Source organism: Paenibacillus polymyxa M1 (assembly GCF_000237325.1).
In the GTDB taxonomy this organism is placed as follows: Bacteria; Bacillota; Bacilli; order Paenibacillales; family Paenibacillaceae; genus Paenibacillus; species Paenibacillus polymyxa_C.
The window spans coordinates 5,160,145-5,178,173 of the sequence record NC_017542.1; the positions used below are offsets into that span (position 1 = coordinate 5,160,145).

At 45.8% G+C, this 18,029-nt stretch carries 17 protein-coding genes and 1 other annotated feature; all 17 genes read right to left on the minus strand.

Annotated elements, in window-relative coordinates; all coding sequences use genetic code 11:
• Positions 1 to 51 precede the first annotated feature (51 nt).
• Positions 52 to 2,130 (minus strand): elongation factor G, encoded by a 2,079-nt coding sequence (fusA, locus tag PPM_RS23305; protein ID WP_016324746.1) that lies wholly within the window; start codon positions 2,128 to 2,130, stop codon positions 52 to 54.
• 47 nt (positions 2,131 to 2,177) lie between these two features.
• Entirely contained in the window at positions 2,178 to 2,648 is a 471-nt protein-coding gene (rpsG, locus tag PPM_RS23310) for a 30S ribosomal protein S7 (protein ID WP_007432586.1), read from the minus strand.
• 50 nt (positions 2,649 to 2,698) lie between these two features.
• Entirely contained in the window at positions 2,699 to 3,121 is a 423-nt protein-coding gene (gene rpsL / locus PPM_RS23315) for a 30S ribosomal protein S12 (RefSeq protein WP_007432587.1), read from the minus strand.
• A 144-nt stretch (positions 3,122 to 3,265) separates the two neighbouring features.
• Positions 3,266 to 3,517 carry a ribosomal L7Ae/L30e/S12e/Gadd45 family protein gene (locus tag PPM_RS23320; protein ID WP_013373271.1) on the minus strand — a complete coding sequence of 84 codons (252 nt, stop codon included), beginning with the start codon at positions 3,515 to 3,517 and terminating at the stop codon, positions 3,266 to 3,268.
• 222 nt (positions 3,518 to 3,739) lie between these two features.
• Positions 3,740 to 7,354 carry a DNA-directed RNA polymerase subunit beta' gene (gene rpoC / locus PPM_RS23325; protein WP_013373272.1) on the minus strand — a complete coding sequence of 1,205 codons (3,615 nt, stop codon included), beginning with the start codon at positions 7,352 to 7,354 and terminating at the stop codon, positions 3,740 to 3,742.
• A gap of 140 nt (positions 7,355 to 7,494) precedes the next feature.
• Positions 7,495 to 11,040, minus strand: coding sequence for a DNA-directed RNA polymerase subunit beta (rpoB, locus tag PPM_RS23330; protein ID WP_013373273.1), 3,546 nt, complete (start codon positions 11,038 to 11,040; stop codon positions 7,495 to 7,497).
• A gap of 343 nt (positions 11,041 to 11,383) precedes the next feature.
• Positions 11,384 to 11,998, minus strand: coding sequence for a class I SAM-dependent methyltransferase (locus PPM_RS23335; protein WP_013373274.1), 615 nt, complete (start codon positions 11,996 to 11,998; stop codon positions 11,384 to 11,386).
• Positions 11,999 to 12,154: 156 nt separating this feature from the next.
• Entirely contained in the window at positions 12,155 to 12,520 is a 366-nt protein-coding gene (rplL, locus tag PPM_RS23340) for a 50S ribosomal protein L7/L12 (protein ID WP_013373275.1), read from the minus strand.
• 68 nt (positions 12,521 to 12,588) lie between these two features.
• Positions 12,589 to 13,092 carry a 50S ribosomal protein L10 gene (rplJ, locus tag PPM_RS23345; protein WP_013373276.1) on the minus strand — a complete coding sequence of 168 codons (504 nt, stop codon included), beginning with the start codon at positions 13,090 to 13,092 and terminating at the stop codon, positions 12,589 to 12,591.
• A 73-nt stretch (positions 13,093 to 13,165) separates the two neighbouring features.
• Positions 13,166 to 13,317: a sequence feature (ribosomal protein L10 leader region), on the minus strand.
• Between the two features lie 68 nt (positions 13,318 to 13,385).
• Positions 13,386 to 14,078 (minus strand): 50S ribosomal protein L1, encoded by a 693-nt coding sequence (gene rplA, locus PPM_RS23350; protein WP_007432594.1) that lies wholly within the window; start codon positions 14,076 to 14,078, stop codon positions 13,386 to 13,388.
• Positions 14,079 to 14,165: 87 nt separating this feature from the next.
• Positions 14,166 to 14,591, minus strand: coding sequence for a 50S ribosomal protein L11 (gene rplK, locus PPM_RS23355; RefSeq protein ID WP_007432595.1), 426 nt, complete (start codon positions 14,589 to 14,591; stop codon positions 14,166 to 14,168).
• Between the two features lie 73 nt (positions 14,592 to 14,664).
• Entirely contained in the window at positions 14,665 to 15,198 is a 534-nt protein-coding gene (nusG, locus tag PPM_RS23360) for a transcription termination/antitermination protein NusG (RefSeq protein WP_007432596.1), read from the minus strand.
• Between the two features lie 22 nt (positions 15,199 to 15,220).
• Positions 15,221 to 15,412 (minus strand): preprotein translocase subunit SecE, encoded by a 192-nt coding sequence (gene secE / locus PPM_RS23365; RefSeq protein ID WP_013312170.1) that lies wholly within the window; start codon positions 15,410 to 15,412, stop codon positions 15,221 to 15,223.
• A gap of 20 nt (positions 15,413 to 15,432) precedes the next feature.
• Entirely contained in the window at positions 15,433 to 15,582 is a 150-nt protein-coding gene (gene rpmG, locus PPM_RS28840) for a 50S ribosomal protein L33 (protein ID WP_013373278.1), read from the minus strand.
• A 333-nt stretch (positions 15,583 to 15,915) separates the two neighbouring features.
• Positions 15,916 to 16,560 (minus strand): RNA polymerase sporulation sigma factor SigH, encoded by a 645-nt coding sequence (gene sigH / locus PPM_RS23370; RefSeq protein ID WP_016324748.1) that lies wholly within the window; start codon positions 16,558 to 16,560, stop codon positions 15,916 to 15,918.
• A 162-nt stretch (positions 16,561 to 16,722) separates the two neighbouring features.
• Positions 16,723 to 17,244, minus strand: coding sequence for an NYN domain-containing protein (locus PPM_RS23375; RefSeq protein WP_013373280.1), 522 nt, complete (start codon positions 17,242 to 17,244; stop codon positions 16,723 to 16,725).
• Positions 17,245 to 17,248: 4 nt separating this feature from the next.
• Positions 17,249 to 17,995 (minus strand): 23S rRNA (guanosine(2251)-2'-O)-methyltransferase RlmB, encoded by a 747-nt coding sequence (gene rlmB / locus PPM_RS23380; RefSeq protein ID WP_013373281.1) that lies wholly within the window; start codon positions 17,993 to 17,995, stop codon positions 17,249 to 17,251.
• Positions 17,996 to 18,029 lie beyond the last annotated feature (34 nt).

Genomic DNA, 18,029 nt, shown 5'->3' on the forward strand with positions numbered 1-18,029 from the left:
TCGGAAACCTCTTGGAAAAACCTAGAGTATCCGATCAGCTAATACACTGTATTACTCGCCGCCTTTGGTTTTGGCAACGATCTCTTCAGCAATGCTCTTCGGAACTTCTTCATAGTGATGAAGCTCCATGGAGAACACACCGCGTCCTTGTGTACCGGAACGAAGTGTAGTGGAATATCCAAACATTTCGGACAATGGAACCATTGCACGAATAATTTGGGCACCACCACGGGAATCCATACCTTCAATCCGACCACGACGGGAGTTCAGCATACCCATTACGTCACCCATGTATTCCTCTGGAACCGTTACTTCAACTTTCATAATCGGTTCAAGCAATACAGGTTTACATTTGTCTTTCGCTGCTTTCAGCGCCATTGAACCGGCAATTTTAAATGCCATTTCATTGGAATCGACATCATGGTATGATCCATCCACAATTGTAGCTTTAACGTCCACAAGCGGGAAGCCTGCAAGGACACCGTTTTTCATTTGCTCTTCAATACCAGCAAGTGCAGGTCCGATGTATTCTCTTGGAACAGAGCCACCGACAACCTTGCTTTCAAACTGGCTACCAGTACCTGCTTCGAGTGGTTCGAACTCAACCCATACGTGACCATATTGACCACGACCACCGGATTGACGAACAAACTTACCTTCAACACGTGCTGGAGCACGGAATGTTTCACGGTATGCTACCTGCGGTTTACCAACATTGGTTTCCACTTTGAACTCACGACGCATACGGTCAATGATAATGTCCAAGTGAAGCTCACCCATACCTGCCAAGATAGTTTGGCCAGTTTCTTCGTTAGTAGAAGCGCGAAGAGTTGGATCTTCTTCAGTCAACTTACCGAGTGCAACTGCCATCTTGTCTTGGTCAGCTTTGGTTTTAGGCTCAACCGCGATTTCGATAACCGGATCAGGGAAGTTCATGGATTCGAGAATAACAGGATTCTTCTCATCACACAGTGTATCACCTGTACCTGTATCTTTCAAACCTACGGCTGCCGCAATGTCACCGGAGTAAACTTCAGTGATTTCTTGACGGCTATTCGCGTGCATTTGAAGAATACGTCCGATACGTTCACGTTTGCCTTTTGTTGCATTCAATACGTAAGAACCGGATTGAAGAACACCGGAATATACGCGGAAGAATGTCAATTTACCAACGTAAGGGTCCGTCATAATTTTGAAGGCCAATGCGGAGAAAGGCTCTTCATCAGAAGAATGACGTTCAACTTCCGTTCCATCTTCCAGATGACCTTGAATACTTGGTACATCAATAGGAGCTGGCAGGTAATCAACAACAGCGTCCAGCATCAACTGAACACCTTTGTTACGGTAGGAAGATCCACAGATAACTGGGAAGATCTTAACTTCTACAACACCTTTGCGGAGAGCGGCTTTAATTTCTTCAACCGTGATCTCTTCGCCTTCAAGGTATTTCATAGTCAAATCTTCATCCAGTTCGGCAACCTTCTCAATCAATTCGTTGCGGAGTTCTTCGACTTTGTCTTTGTATTCCGCAGGAATTTCGGTTTCTTCGATATTTTGACCAAGGTCATCTTTGTACATATAAGCCTTTTGCCCAACGATATCGATGATACCTAAAAAGTCATTTTCTGCACCGATTGGAAGTTGAATCGCAACTGCGTTCGCTTGAAGGCGATCACGCATATCTGCTACAACGTTCAAGAAGTCGGCACCAATAATGTCCATTTTGTTTACATATGCGATCCGTGGAACGCCATAGCGATCAGCCTGTCTCCATACAGTTTCAGACTGAGGCTCAACGCCTTCTTTCGCACTGAAAACACCAACTGCTCCGTCCAATACACGAAGGGAACGTTCAACTTCAACAGTGAAGTCAACGTGCCCCGGGGTGTCAATGATATTGACGCGGTGACCTTTCCAGGCAGCGGTCGTCGCAGCGGAAGTAATCGTGATTCCGCGCTCTTGTTCTTGTTCCATCCAGTCCATTGTCGCAGCACCTTCGTGAACTTCACCGATTTTGTGCGTACGGCCTGTGTAGAACAAGATCCGCTCTGTTGTTGTGGTTTTACCCGCGTCAATATGAGCCATGATCCCGATATTACGTGTATTTTTCAAGGAGAACTCTCTTGCCATGAAATGGGTCTCCCTTCAAAATTGAAGTTATTTTTTTGAGCTGAATCCTACCAACGATAGTGAGCAAACGCTTTGTTCGCTTCAGCCATTTTGTGCGTGTCTTCACGTTTCTTCACGGAAGCGCCTGTGTTGTTGGAAGCATCGATAATCTCAGCCGCCAAACGCTCTTCCATAGTTTTCTCGCCGCGGTTGCGGGAGTAGTTCACGAGCCAACGTAATCCCAGGGACGTACGTCTTTCTGGTTTTACCTCGATTGGTACTTGGTAGTTGGCACCGCCGACACGGCGTGCTTTAACTTCCAGGACTGGCATGATATTCTTGATAGCTGCTTCAAATACTTCCATCGGGTCATTACCCGTACGTTCTTGGATAAGCTTGAACGCATTATACAGAATGCTTTGAGCAACGCCTCGTTTTCCGTCGAGCATGATGCGGTTGATCAAGCGAGTAACCAACTTGCTGTTGTATACCGGATCTGGCAACACGTCTCTTTTGGTAACTGGACCTTTGCGTGGCATGGATATCCCCCTTTCTTACATGTTAAACCTGCATATGCGGTTTATATTCATTAGGATTTTTTAGCTTTAGGGCGTTTTGCGCCGTATTTGGAACGAGCTTGCATGCGGTTGTTTACGCCTGCAGTATCCAAAGCACCGCGAACGATGTGGTAACGCACACCCGGAAGGTCTTTTACACGACCACCGCGAATCAGCACTACGCTGTGTTCTTGAAGGTTATGTCCAATACCTGGAATGTAAGCAGTCACCTCTACACGGTTCGTCAAGCGAACACGGGCATATTTACGAAGTGCGGAGTTCGGTTTTTTCGGAGTCATAGTACCTACACGAGTGCACACTCCGCGTTTTTGCGGGGCACTGATGTCGGTAGCTTCACGTTTCAAGGCATTAAAACCTTTTTGCAAAGCCGGTGATTTCGATTTCTCGATTTTGGCTTGACGTCCTTTACGAACCAGTTGGTTAATAGTTGGCATGTTGGTTGCCACCCCCTTCCTCAATTTTTGCTGTTACTTTATAAACCTTATCTAAGCCCACAGACCCAGGCGGTTCATAAAAGAACAAATGAAAAGTCTTTGCCGCCAAGAATAACGATTCCCTAGACAAAAACGTTCCTTACCCTATTGTTTTACGATAGCAGCCATCGCGGCTCCCACTTCAATCCCGCATGCAGCTCCGAGATTTTTCATTGTATCTACGAGAGTCACTTTGACCCCGTGCTTATTGCACAAATCAATGATGTTGGAAGTGAAACGCTGATCTGCATCTTCTGCCACATATACTTCCGAGGCGAAGCCCAATTCTACCATACGAATGGTTTGTTTGGTACCGATTTTGACATGAGCATCTTGCAGTCCCTGTTCTTTAGACATATCTCATTCCTCCGAAAAGACCCAATAGCATATAGGCTGCTCACGCACCTTTGCTATATTAGCATTGACTATGAACAATGTCAAGACAATTATCAACTATAATCTATTTAAACAAAGTAATACGTTACATTTTTATAAGAAGCACCGGAGCACCGTTGCTACAACCTTTACCAAAGCTTATATCTACGGTGTTCCGGGCTTATCATACTTTTTTTTATATTACTACTCAGCTGAAATGGGTTCGAGCTCCTCAGATGAGGATTGCCCCTCTTCAGGCTGGGCAAATTTCACGCTACGGTAACGGTTCATACCTGTTCCCGCAGGGATCAATTTACCGATAATTACATTCTCTTTCAATCCAAGCAACTGATCGACTTTTCCTTTGATAGCTGCATCTGTCAGGACACGAGTAGTTTCCTGGAAGGAAGCTGCTGACAAGAAGGAGTCAGTTTCCAAAGACGCCTTGGTGATACCAAGAAGAACTGGTTTGGCTACCGCTGGTTCTTGGCCGCTGAGAATCGCTATCTTGTTTGCATTTTCATACTCATGCACATCAACAAATGAACCTGGAAGCAGTGTCGTGTCGCCCGCATCAATGATACGAATTTTACGCAACATTTGACGAATCATAACTTCTACGTGCTTGTCGTTGATTTCTACACCCTGATTCCGGTATACACGTTGAACTTCCTGAAGGATATAGTTCTGCACCCCGCGAATACCTTTAATACGCAGCATTTCTTTAGGGTCAATCGAACCATCCGTCAGTTCGTCCCCGGCTTCCACAGTCATGCCTTCGCTTACGCGCAGACGTGAACCATAAGTGACCGAATAGGTTTTTGTTTCAGCTTCACCCTGAATGTCGATTTCGCGACGGTCTTTCCCTTCACGAACCTCTTTAACTACACCGTCAATTTCACTGATGGTTGCCTGACCTTTAGGATTACGCGCTTCAAAAAGCTCCTGGATACGAGGCAAACCTTGGGTGATATCGTCGCCCGCTACACCACCTGTGTGGAACGTACGCATGGTGAGCTGTGTCCCTGGTTCACCGATGGATTGAGCCGCGATAATACCAACCGCTTCACCAATCTCAACGTGCTTGCCAGTAGCCAGATTACGGCCGTAACATTTTTTGCAGACGCCATGTTTAGCACGGCAGCTTAGTACGGAACGAATTTGAACTTTATCCACACCAGCTTTAACGATCGCTTCAGCTTTGTTGGAGTCAATCAGTTCGTTGCGTCTAGCCAAGATTTCACCCGTTTCAGGATGACGTACGGTTTCGAAGCAATAGCGACCTTCCAGACGATCGTACAGGTCCTCAATGACTTCTTTACCATCCTGGATGCGACTTACTGTAAAGCCTTTATCCGTTCCGCAGTCATCTTCGCGCACGATAACATCCTGCGCCACATCAACGAGACGACGAGTTAGGTAACCAGAGTCAGCCGTACGTAAGGCTGTATCCGCCAAACCTTTACGCGCTCCGTGAGTGGAGATAAAGTACTCGAGTACTGTCAGACCTTCACGGAAGTTCGATTTGATTGGGAGCTCGATAATACGACCAGATGGATTCGCCATCAGTCCACGCATACCGCCAAGCTGGGTAATCTGTGATTTGTTACCACGCGCTTTAGAGTCAACCATCATCATGATAGAGTTGTAGCGATCCATGGATTTCATCAAAATGTCTGTGATATCGTCTTTAGCCTTAGACCAAATATCAATAATCCGGTCATAGCGTTCCTCGTTCGTAATCAGACCACGACGGTACTGATTGGTCACGACTTGTGCTTTATCATCAGATGCCTTAAGAATATCCTGTTTCTCTTGAGGTACAACTACGTCTGCCACAGCAACCGTCACACCTGCACGAGTAGAATACGTAAAGCCAAGCTGTTTGATCTTATCCAAAATCACGGCGGTTTCTGTCGTATGGTAAATTTCAAAGCAACGGGCGATGATATTACCAAGGTAATCCTTGCCCACTCCACCAGCTTGCGGAGCGTTCTGGATGGCTTCAGTAAGATTTACACCTTTCTCGTAAACAAAGAACTCTTCAGCAGTACCATAGAGCAGGTTGGCACGAGTAGCGTCATTGATATACGGGAAGCTTGCTGGGAAAATCTCATTAAAGATAATTTTACCCACGGTTGTAATCAACATCGCATCCTGCTGCTTCTCTGTAAAGCTCGTTTTATTCAAAGCTTTAACCGGAATAGCTACACGAGCATGAAGACCCGCTGTTCCGCGTTGGTAAGCCGAGATAGCCTCATTCGGGTTGCGAAGGATCATGTTACTTCCTTCTTCTTCCTTGTTGTCCATAGTCAAATAGAATGAGCCGAGGACCATATCCTGGGAAGGAGTAACAACAGGCTTGCCGTCTTTTGGATTCAAAATGTTGCCGGATGCCAGCATGAGCAAACGAGCTTCCGCTTGAGCCTCTGCAGACAGCGGAACGTGAACCGCCATTTGGTCACCGTCAAAGTCGGCATTGTATGCCGTACATACGAGCGGATGCAAACGAATCGCACGACCTTCAACCAAGATCGGTTCAAACGCTTGAATACCTAGTCTATGCAGCGTAGGGGCACGGTTTAGAAGAACCGGATGCTCCTTGATTACTTCTTCGAGTACATCCCACACTTCAGCACTCACACGCTCTACTTTACGCTTCGCGCTCTTAATGTTGTGTGCCAAACCTTTGTTAACAAGCTCTTTCATAACAAAAGGCTTGAACAGCTCCAGCGCCATTTCTTTCGGCAGACCACATTGGTACATCTTCAAGTACGGGCCTACTACGATAACGGAACGACCGGAATAGTCAACACGTTTCCCGAGCAAGTTTTGACGGAAACGTCCTTGTTTACCTTTCAGCATGTGGCTGAGGGATTTCAAAGGACGATTACCCGGACCTGTAACAGGACGACCACGACGACCATTATCAATCAGAGCGTCAACAGCTTCCTGCAACATCCGTTTTTCATTTTGCACGATAATATCTGGCGCACCCAGATCTAACAAGCGTTTCAGACGGTTATTACGGTTAATAACCCGACGATACAGGTCATTAAGGTCAGAAGTAGCAAAACGTCCACCGTCCAGCTGTACCATTGGACGAAGCTCAGGGGGAATAACAGGCAGTACGTCCATGATCATCCAGTCCGGTTGGTTACCAGAGTTACGGAATGCCTCAATAACTTCAAGGCGTTTGATCGCACGGTTTCGACGTTGCCCTTGAGCCGTACGTAGCTCTTCTTTCAAGAATTCCAATTCTTTGTCTATATCTAAATCTTGAAGAAGCTTTTTAACCGCTTCAGCACCCATTCCCGCCTGGAATCCGTAGCCATATTTCTCACGGTAGCTGCGGTATTCTTTCTCGGACAGGAGTTGCTTTTTCTCCAAAGGCGTATCTCCTGGATCGGTTACAACATAAGATGCGAAGTAAATGATCTCTTCCAAAGATCTTGGAGACATATCAAGAGCAAGACCCATACGACTCGGAATGCCTTTGAAGTACCAAATGTGCGATACAGGAGCAGCCAACTCAATGTGGCCCATACGCTCACGGCGAACCTTAGCGCGAGTAACTTCTACTCCACAGCGGTCACAGACAACACCTTTATAGCGTACACGTTTGTACTTACCACAGTGACATTCCCAATCTTTCGTAGGTCCGAAAATTTTCTCGCAAAATAGTCCTTCTTTTTCCGGTTTAAGCGTACGATAGTTAATCGTCTCCGGTTTTTTGACTTCTCCGCGGGACCAAGAACGAATCTTTTCGGGGGAAGCAAGCCCGATTTTCATATATTCGAAATTGTTAACGTCCAACAAGGAGCAACCCTCCTTAACCAAATCCTGAGTTTTTAGGTTTGATACCGCCCGGCAGCACCGGGCGGTATCAAGAAGCCTGATCCATCCAAAAATGGATCAAAGCATATAACAAAGCTGATATGAGTCAGTCAGCAGTCACACTACTCTACGCCAACCTCAGAGCCTTCCAGATTCAAACTCAGCTTATCGCCAGTTGTGTCATCTTCATCATCAAGCTCTCTCATTTCGATCTCTTGTTCGTCTTCAGACAGAATCTTCACGTCCATACCCAAGCTTTGCAGCTCTTTGATCAAGACCTTGAATGATTCAGGAACACCTGGTTCAGGGACATTTTCACCTTTGACGATGGATTCGTAAGTTTTAACACGTCCAACCACATCATCGGATTTCACAGTCAAAATTTCCTGAAGCGTGTACGCTGCACCGTAAGCTTCCAGTGCCCATACTTCCATCTCCCCGAAGCGCTGACCACCGAATTGAGCTTTACCACCCAATGGCTGTTGCGTAACGAGAGAGTAAGGACCTGTAGAACGGGCATGGATTTTATCGTCTACCATGTGCGCCAGTTTGATCATGTGCATGACACCGACAGTAACTTCACGTTCAAAACGATCACCTGTACGTCCATCATACAACACCGTTTTACCATTGCGTTGCATACCCGCTTCTTCCATCGTATCAAATACGTCATACTCCTTGGCACCATCGAATACTGGAGTTGCCACATGAATACCAAGACGCATTGCAGCCATACCCAGATGCACTTCAAGCACCTGTCCGATGTTCATCCGTGAAGGTACGCCCAGCGGGTTCAGTACGACTTGCACTGGGGTGCCATCCGGCAAGAATGGCATATCTTCTTCAGGCAGAATACGGGCAACGACACCCTTGTTACCGTGACGTCCGGCCATTTTATCGCCTTCGGAAATTTTACGTTTTTGAGCAATGTATACGCGTACCAGCTGGTTTACACCCGGTGGCAGCTCATCGCCATTTTCACGTGTAAATACTTTAACATCTACAACGATCCCGTCAGTTCCGTGAGGAACTCTCAAGGAAGTATCGCGAACCTCGCGCGCCTTCTCACCGAAGATTGCATGCAAGAGACGTTCTTCAGCTGTCAGCTCAGTCACACCCTTAGGTGTTACTTTACCAACAAGAATGTCACCTGCGGCAATTTCCGCACCGATGCGAATGATGCCGCGCTCATCTAGATTACGAAGCGCTTCTTCACCAACATTCGGAATATCACGAGTGATTTCTTCTGGTCCAAGCTTCGTATCACGAGCTTCAGATTCGTATTCCTCGATATGGATCGAGGTATATACATCCTCTTTAACCAGCTTCTCGCTCAGCAAGATCGCATCCTCGTAGTTATAACCTTCCCAAGTCATGAACGCTACGACAACGTTACGTCCCAGTGCCAACTCACCCATCTCGGTGGAAGGACCATCGGCAAGAATATCGCCAACCTTGACAATATCGCCTCTGTTCACAATCGGACGCTGATTAATGCATGTTCCTTGGTTAGAACGCATAAATTTGTGTAATTTATACTTAACAATATCGCCTTTTACTTCAGTACCGTCTACCGTTTCAATACGACGCAGCCAAATTTCGTTAGCCGAAGAACGTTCAATTACCCCGTTGTACTTGGAGACAACGCAAACACCAGAATCTTTTGCAGACTTATGTTCCATCCCTGTTCCTACCAAAGGCGCTTTCGGAATCAGCAGTGGCACAGCCTGCCGCTGCATGTTGGAACCCATCAGTGCGCGGTTCGAGTCATCATTCTCCAGGAACGGAATCAGTGCAGTTGCGACCGATACGACCTGTTTAGGCGATACGTCCATGTAATCAACACGGCTACTTGCCATTGGAATAATGTTATCAGACTGCTTGTTATAGCGGACAATAACGATTTCATCCTTAAAGGTGTTTTCTTCTGTTAGTTCCGCATTTGCCTGAGCAACGATGTAGTTATCTTCCTCATCAGCAGTCAGGTAATCAATCTGGTCTGTAACTTTTCCGGTTTTCGGATCTACCCAACGATAAGGAGCTTCGATAAATCCATACTCATTAATACGTGCGAAAGTGGACAAAGAGTTGATCAAACCAATGTTCGGTCCCTCTGGTGTCTCAATAGGACACATACGGCCGTAGTGACTTGGATGGACGTCACGTACTTCCATGCCCGCGCGTTCGCGCGTCAAACCGCCGGGTCCGAGTGCAGACAGACGACGTTTGTGCGTTAATTCAGCAAGCGGGTTTGTCTGATCCATAAACTGAGACAGCTGGGAGCTACCAAAGAACTCTTTAATCGACGCAATGACCGGACGTATGTTAATCAGCGCCTGTGGCGTGATTACATTAGCATCCTGAATCGACATTCTTTCGCGCACCACGCGTTCCATACGGGACAAACCGATCCGGAACTGATTTTGAAGCAACTCACCTACAGAACGCAAACGACGGTTACCCAAATGGTCAATGTCGTCCGTACTTCCGATTCCGTGAAGCAAGTTAATAAAATAACTGATGGAGGAAATAATATCGGCAGGCGTAATGTTCTTAACCGATTTATCGATATTCCCATTGGCAATCAGTTTTACCACTTTACCGTCTTCAATTGGCGAGAATACATCAATCGTTTGAAGCGGAATATCGTTGCTTTCTAAAACACCACTAGCAACATGATACGTACGGTGTCCAACCGACTCTTCCAGTTGAGCCAAAATCTCGTCCAACAGGCGGCGGTCTACCATTTGCCCTGCTTCAGCAATGATTTCACCAGTTGTCGTATCAATCAGGGTCTCAGCAAGCCGTTGGTTGAACAGACGGTTTTTGATGTGAAGCTTTTTATTGATTTTGTAACGGCCTACGTTGGCCAGATCATAACGTTTTGGATCAAAGAAACGTGCAACAAGCAAGCTCTTTGCGTTATCCAATGTAGGCGGCTCACCCGGACGAAGACGCTCATAAATTTCGATCAGCGCTTTCTCCGTGGAATCCGTGTTGTCTTTATCAAGTGTGTTGCGGATATATTCGTCATTGCCGAGCAAATCCAGAATCTCAGCATCAGTGCCAAAGCCAAGCGCACGCAGCAACACCGTAACCGGAATTTTACGGGTACGGTCAATCCGGACATAGATAATATCCTTCGCATCCATCTCCAGTTCGAGCCAAGCCCCCCGGTTAGGAATTACCGTTGCGGTGTATGTTGTTTTCGCATTCTTGTCGACTTTTGTGCTGAAATAGACGCTGGGAGAGCGAACCAACTGGCTGACAATAACCCGTTCCGCACCGTTAATAATAAACGTACCCGTTTCAGTCATCAGCGGGAAGTCTCCCATGAATACTTCCTGCTCTTTCACTTCCCCGGTTTCTTTATTAATAAGCCGGACTTTTACCCGAAGCGGTGCTGCATACGTAACGTCGCGTTCCTTTGCGTCGTCAACGGTATATTTGGGTTCTCCGAGAGAGTAATCGATAAACTCCAGAATCAGATTTCCTGTGAAATCTTGAATTGGAGAAATATCCCGAAACATTTCCCGTAATCCTTCCTCCAAAAACCAATCATAGGATTTTTGTTGGATCTCAATCAGGTTGGGAACCTCGAGTACCTCATTAATACGTGCATAACTGCGCCGAGTGCGTCGACCATATTGAACAAGATGTCCTGCCAACTTAAACTCACCCCTCATGTCTACTCACTTTAAAAATACATTGCGAACCTCTGTTTGTGACCTTATAATAAGACACATACAGAAGATTCGATCTTACAAATACAGAAAAGCCCTTACTCGAATGCATTCGAAAAAAGAGCGACGTATCTGCGGAATCCTCTTGCCGGAAGATCTTCATCACTTGTAGATTTGCCCAAAATGGTTATATTATACGTAATAGGTATAAATACTATACCCTGCTACGCATAAATCTATTGACATTTCAACAAACTAAAGCCATGGAGGGCATCCTAATACTGACATTTTATAATGATATCACAGACCAGGATTCAAGTCAATGGTCCTATTGCATTTTTCTAAAAGTTTTTTCTGCCTTCAGAATCCGATAACCTTTATCCTTCGTAACTTCCTCCACATAACCGAAAAGGCTCTCTATTTTAGCGCTCGCCGAAGGAGCACCCTGTTTTTTCTGGATGACGACCCACAAAGCTCCACCCTCGTTTAAATGCTCATATGCAAGTTCAAAAATGGTGTGCACCGTTTCCTTCCCTGCACGTATAGGAGGATTCGTCAAGATCACGTCAAAACGTTCGTGTTGCACTTCTGCAAACAAATCACTTTGCTTAATGGTGACATTTTTAATCCCATTACGCTCCGCATTCTCTATCGCTAATTGAACGGCTCGCTCGTTAATATCAACCATTGTAACGTGTCCGTCTGGGACAAGCGTTGCCGCCGTCAAACCAATCGGTCCGTAACCACATCCTACATCCAATACCGAGGCATTTGTAGGAAGTTGCATAGCTTCGATCAGCACTCGACTCCCATAATCAATTCCTTGCTTTGAAAAAACGCCTGAATCGCTGGCAAATCGATAGGAACGTCCACGTAGCACTGTTTCTAAACTTCGTCGTTCATGCGCCGTCTCTGGCCGTTTGGAGTAATAATGATCAGCCATTCACGCCCACCTCTTTCGGTTGTACGGTCGTACTAACATCATAGCCTTTAGAATAATATCTCAGACCTGTTTATAATACCGTTTTACAGCAACAAACCCCTTGAAGATCACCTCAAGGGGTTTGTTTTAATTCATTGTCTGCTAGAGAGCAGTCAATTATTTTACTTCTACAGAAGCGCCTGCTTCTTCCAATTTTGCTTTAACGGATTCAGCTTCTTCTTTTGCAACTTTTTCTTTCAGTGGTTTTGGAGCGTTGTCAACCAGTTCTTTTGCTTCTTTCAGGCCAAGACCTGTGATTTCGCGAACTGCTTTGATAACGTTGATTTTGGAAGCGCCAGCGCTTGTCAAGATTACGTCGAACTCGGATTGCTCAGCTTCTGCTGCGCCACCTGCTGCGCCACCTGCTACAGCTACTGGAGCTGCTGCAGTTACGCCGAATTCTTCTTCGATTGCTTTCACGAGATCGTTCAGTTCCAATACGGACATACCTTTAATTGCTTCCAAGATTTGCTCTTTACTCATGGTTGAACCTCCATTTAAATTCGTATTTTTTTGTTCTTAACTGCTATACAGCAGGTTTAAATCCCAGCTTATGCACTTTGCTCTTCTTTATCTGCAACAGCTTTAACTGCAAGCGCGAAGTTGCGCATAGGAGCTTGAAGCACGCTGAGGAGCATGGAAAGGAGACCTTCGCGGGATGGCAGTTCTGCCAGTGCTTTGATTTCCTCAACACCGATCACACGACCTTCTACAACTGCACCTTTCAGTTCCAATGCAGTGTTTTTCTTAGCGAAATCGTTCAAGATTTTAGCTGCAGACACTGCATCATCTTTGCCGAACGCGATTGCAGTAGGACCTGTCAATACTGCGTCCAGTTCAGTCAATTCTGCTGCCGCAGTTGCACGGCGGAGCAGTGTGTTTTTCAGCACTTGAAATTCGATTCCGGCTTCGCGAAGCTGCTTACGCAGCTCAGTTACTTGGGCAACATTCAGACCGCGATAGTCTGCAACTACAGTTGTTACGCTCTCGCGCAATTTTGCAGCTACAACTTCAACAGCTTCTTGTTTTGCTTGAATCACCTTTGCATTTGCCAAACTGTACACCTCCTGATCAATTTATCTACTTTGTTCGAAACACCCATTCTGGTGATCTACCAAAGTCGTTTTCATGAGCATGAAAAAAGCCTCCGTAGAGTACGAAGGCTTGATAAATCTACATGGACGGGACAAGCCCGTCACATGAAACGTTCTATCATAACACCTCGGTAGGAAATTAAGCCCGAAGGCACCTACTGTCTACGGTAAGCATATTCAACTTTAACGGTCAGTCACAATGACTCACAACTTTTACAGAATAACAAATTCAATTGAACCTGTCAATAAAAATATTATCTGTAAACAGATGCGTTCACACGTGCACTTGGTCCCATAGTCGAAGAAATAGCGATGTTTTTCAGGTATACACCTTTAGCAGCCGCTGGCTTCGCACGGTTCAAGGCTTCAATCAAGGCTTTAAGGTTTTCGTTCAGTTGTTCAGCACTGAAAGAAGCTTTGCCGATTGGTGCGTGAATTTGACCTGCTTTGTCGAGACGGTATTCGATTTTACCGGCTTTAATTTCTTGAACAGCCTTGGCAACATCGAAAGTAACTGTGCCTGCTTTAGGGTTAGGCATCAAACCTTTACCACCGAGCAAACGACCCAGTTTACCAACCTCACTCATCATATCAGGTGTCGCAACGCAGACGTCGAATTCGAACCAGCCTTGTTGGATTTTGTTGATCATATCTTGATCGCCAACAAAATCAGCGCCAGCCGCTTCCGCTTCTTTCACTTTGTCACCTTTTGCAAATACCAGAACACGTTGTGTTTTACCCGTACCATGTGGCAGGACAACAACACCACGAACAGCCTGGTCTTGTTTACGGGAATCTACGCCCAGACGAACTGCAGCTTCAACGGTTTCGTCGAATTTAGCAGTTGCAGCCTTTTTCACCAATTCAACGGCTTCCAAAGGCTCATAAGTTGCTTCGCTGTCAATCAGCTTAGCAGCTTCCAGGTACTTCTTACCATGTTTAGCCATTATCTTTTCCTCCTTATGTGGTATTAGCGGATATTCCTCCCACACTTACCGGACAGTCAAACTGCCGGCACACGTAGATTAATAAAATTAATCTACGATGGTGATACCCATGCTGCGAGCAGTACCTTCAACCATACGCATTGCCGATTCTACGGAAGCTGCGTTAAGGTCAGGCATTTTTTGCTCTGCAATTTGACGAACAGCAGCGCGATTTACAGTTGCAACTTTCGTTTTATTCGGTTCACCGGAACCTTTTTCGATTTTAGCAGCAACTTTCAACAGAACAGCAGCCGGTGGAGTTTTGGTGATGAACGTAAAAGAACGATCCTCAAATACCGAAATTTCAACCGGAATAATCAGGCCTGCTTGATCAGCAGTACGAGCATTGAACTCTTTACAGAATGCCATAATGTTGACACCTGCTTGACCCAAAGCTGGACCTACTGGAGGCGCTGGATTAGCTTTCCCTGCAGGAATCTGCAGTTTTACCATTTTAATTACCTTTTTTGCCATGGATGACACCTCCTTGACTCAATAGTGGTAGACGGACCTATTGATCCTCCCACAAGAAACCTGTAAGAAAAATCTATATTTTCTCCACTTGAGTATAATCCAACTCAAGCGGGGTTTCCCGTCCAAACATGTTGACGTGAACCTTAAGCTTGCTCTTCTCAACCAAAATTTCTTCCACGGAGCCCACAAAATTCGCAAAAGGACCAACTTTAATTCGCACGGATTCCTTAACATCGAATTCAATCTTCGGTTTCGGCTCTACCATGCCCATATGCTTCAGAATCTGTTCAACTTCTTCCGGAAGCAATGGCGTCGGTTTGGAACCCGAGCCTGTCGACCCTACAAATCCCGTAACACCTGGTGTGTTGCGTACAACATACCAAGAATCATCGGTTTGGACCATTTCGACCAAGACATAACCAGGGTAGACTTTACGCATAACGGTTTTTTTCTTACCGTCCTTGGTTACCAGTTCTTCTTCCATAGGAACAAGAACACGGAATATCTTGTCTTCCATGCCCATGGACTCAACGCGTTTTTCCAAATTGGCTTTGACTTTGTTCTCATACCCTGAATAGGTATGAACGACGTACCATCTTTTTTCCATATCAAGCCACCTGGAACCCTTCCTAGATAATCGCTTCGATCACAGCGGAAATGCCGATATCGAGAACCCAAAAATAAATCGTGACGAACGCAATCGTCCCTATGACAATCAGCGTATAGTTGGTCAGTTCTTTACGATTGGGCCAGCGAACTTTCTTGAGTTCAGCCCAGCTTTCAGAGAAAAAGGAAAACAGAGACTTGAAACTGCGTTTCACGCCGACTACACCTCCAAAAACTATCTGGTTTCCCGATGAGAAGTCTGTTCGTTACAGGACTTACAGAATTTCTTCATCTCCATGCGGTCGGGGTGATTACGCTTGTTTTTCGTCGTTGTGTAATTTCTTTGTTTGCAATTTGTACAAGCCAAAGTAATAATTACCCGCATGATGTGCACCTCCCGAAGACATCCAACACCGGAAGTCTCATAATTGATCCTAAAAAAAACCGCGAATTTAGGCCTACCTAAAACACTTTATCACACGGGGTTTTCCATGTCAACGAATGTTTGCATACATTTCGCAGTCTCGGTTGTGGTGCATTTTTACATCTGCCCATCCTTTGGAGCTGTTCTCTGAAATACTGCTTCAAAATCAAAGCGATATCTATTATTCATCTTTTTTAGTATAAATCATTTACAACACTTATAAACCTGCACAGCTTACCCAAAACGAATAAAAAAAGACTCAAACTCGAGCCTTTTCCATGTCAGCCTCTACTTTCAACTATCCCTTACTTCCAGATACTTTTCAAGTTTACGCTTGACCCGTTGCAGCGCGTTATCAATGGATTTAACATGGCGGTCAAGATCCTCTGCAATCTCCTGATACGAACGTCCGTCCAGATACAACATAAGTACCTTGCGTTCTAGCTCGCTCAGAATCTCGGACATTTTGTCCTCAAGACCCACAAACTCTTCCTGATTGATAATCAGCTCTTCAGGGTCACTTACTTGTGTTCCACAAATCACATCGAGCAACGTCCGGTCTGACTCTTCATCATAGATGGGCTTGTCCAGAGATACGTAAGAGTTCAGAGGAATGTGCTTTTGTCGTGTAGCCGTCTTAATTGCCGTAATAATCTGTCGTGTAATGCACAACTCGGCGAAAGCCTTAAACGAAGCAAGCTTGTCTCCCTTAAAATCACGAATGGATTTGTAGAGACCAATCATGCCCTCCTGAATAATATCCTCGCGATCAGCACCAATCAGGAAGTAGGATCTGGCCTTGGCCCGCACAAAGTTCCGGTACTTGTTAATCAGAAACTCCAGCGCTTCCCCATCACCTTCATGGACTGCTCCGACAATGTCTTCATCATTTTTGTAATCAAACTTTGACAACATGATATCTTTGAGGTCCACACTCACTAACAATCCCTCCGGCTGCAACGCAAGGTACCCGTTACTCTCTCAAATATACGACAAGTATACGCGATGTAACCTGATACCGTCAACCACAACAACCTAAAAAAGAAGAGCGCTAACAAAATTGTCAATGGTTTCAAAATGGAGAGTGCACCAATTATTGGATCATTCTCTTCTCCATCGTTCGAACAGCTTTCGAAGCTCCGGACTCAGCTTGGCATCCAACGAGTTGCGGGACAATTTGGCGTTATCCTGCTGAATTCGCTTCTGGACTTCCCTTTCAGATTCCTCAATCTCGATCAGTAATTCTCGTGCCGATACTCTGAGTGCTCCTTGGCCAAAAGCAACATGCTGCTCTACCTGATCACTTGTCGCTACGTAAATGCTTCTTCTCTTGCTGCTCAGCTCCCGAACCAATCGTTCGATGCATTCGTCGGCTGTCTCTTTTTCTCTCGTAAAATAAATCTGGACTTTGCTTTGGGCAAAGGTTTTACCTAATCCTGGCACCCTGTAAGCATCAAACACGACGATGACTCTTCTGCCCGAATACGCCTGATGATCCGCCAGTCGTTCAAGAAGTCTGTCCCTCGCTTCCTGCATACCAGATTGTACCAGTGCGGAAAGTTCGGGCCAGGCTCCAATCATGTTGTAACCGTCCACAAGCAGAACATCCCGCGTGTCAGCCATATCGTTAGCTCCGTGCCTGTCGTCCGCGCAAGACTTCGTACATGACGACACCTGCAGCTACAGAAGCATTGAGAGAATTGATTTGTCCCGCCATCGGCAGCTTGACAAGTACATCACATTTCTCACGGATCAAACGGCCCATTCCTTTATTTTCGTTACCAATGACAATCGCTACAGGACCGGTGAATACTCCATTCCCAAAGACGGGATCGGTTGCTGTAACATCCGTGCCAACTACCCATACACCTTCTTCTTTAAGACGGTCAATGGTTTGCCCCAGATTGCTCACCCGTGCCACTGGAACGTACTCCACAGCACCCGCCGATGTTTTAGACACCGTTACAGTTACAGCTGCTGAACGCCTTTTTGGCACTATAATACCGTGTGCTCCAGTGCAATCCGCCGTACGAAGGATGGAGCCCAAGTTATGAGGATCTTCAATTTCATCCAGCAAAATCAAAAACGGCTCTTCGCCTTTAGCACGAGCACTAGCAAGCAAGTCTTCCACTTCAGCGTAGGCAAAAGGTGCTGCTTGCGCAACCACTCCCTGATGCTGAATGCCTGGAACCATTTGATCGAGCTTACGCTTGTCTACCTGCAAAACAATGATTCCTGCTTTTTTCGCCTCAGCTGTAATCGGCAATGTCAAATGCTTTTGTGCATTATCCGCAATCCAAATTTTATTTATCGTCCTGCCTGAACGCAGCGCCTCTGTTACCGAATGCTTACCGGCAATCCATTCTTCTTCCATCTCTAGCTTCCTCCCGGAAAACGGTTGATATTCA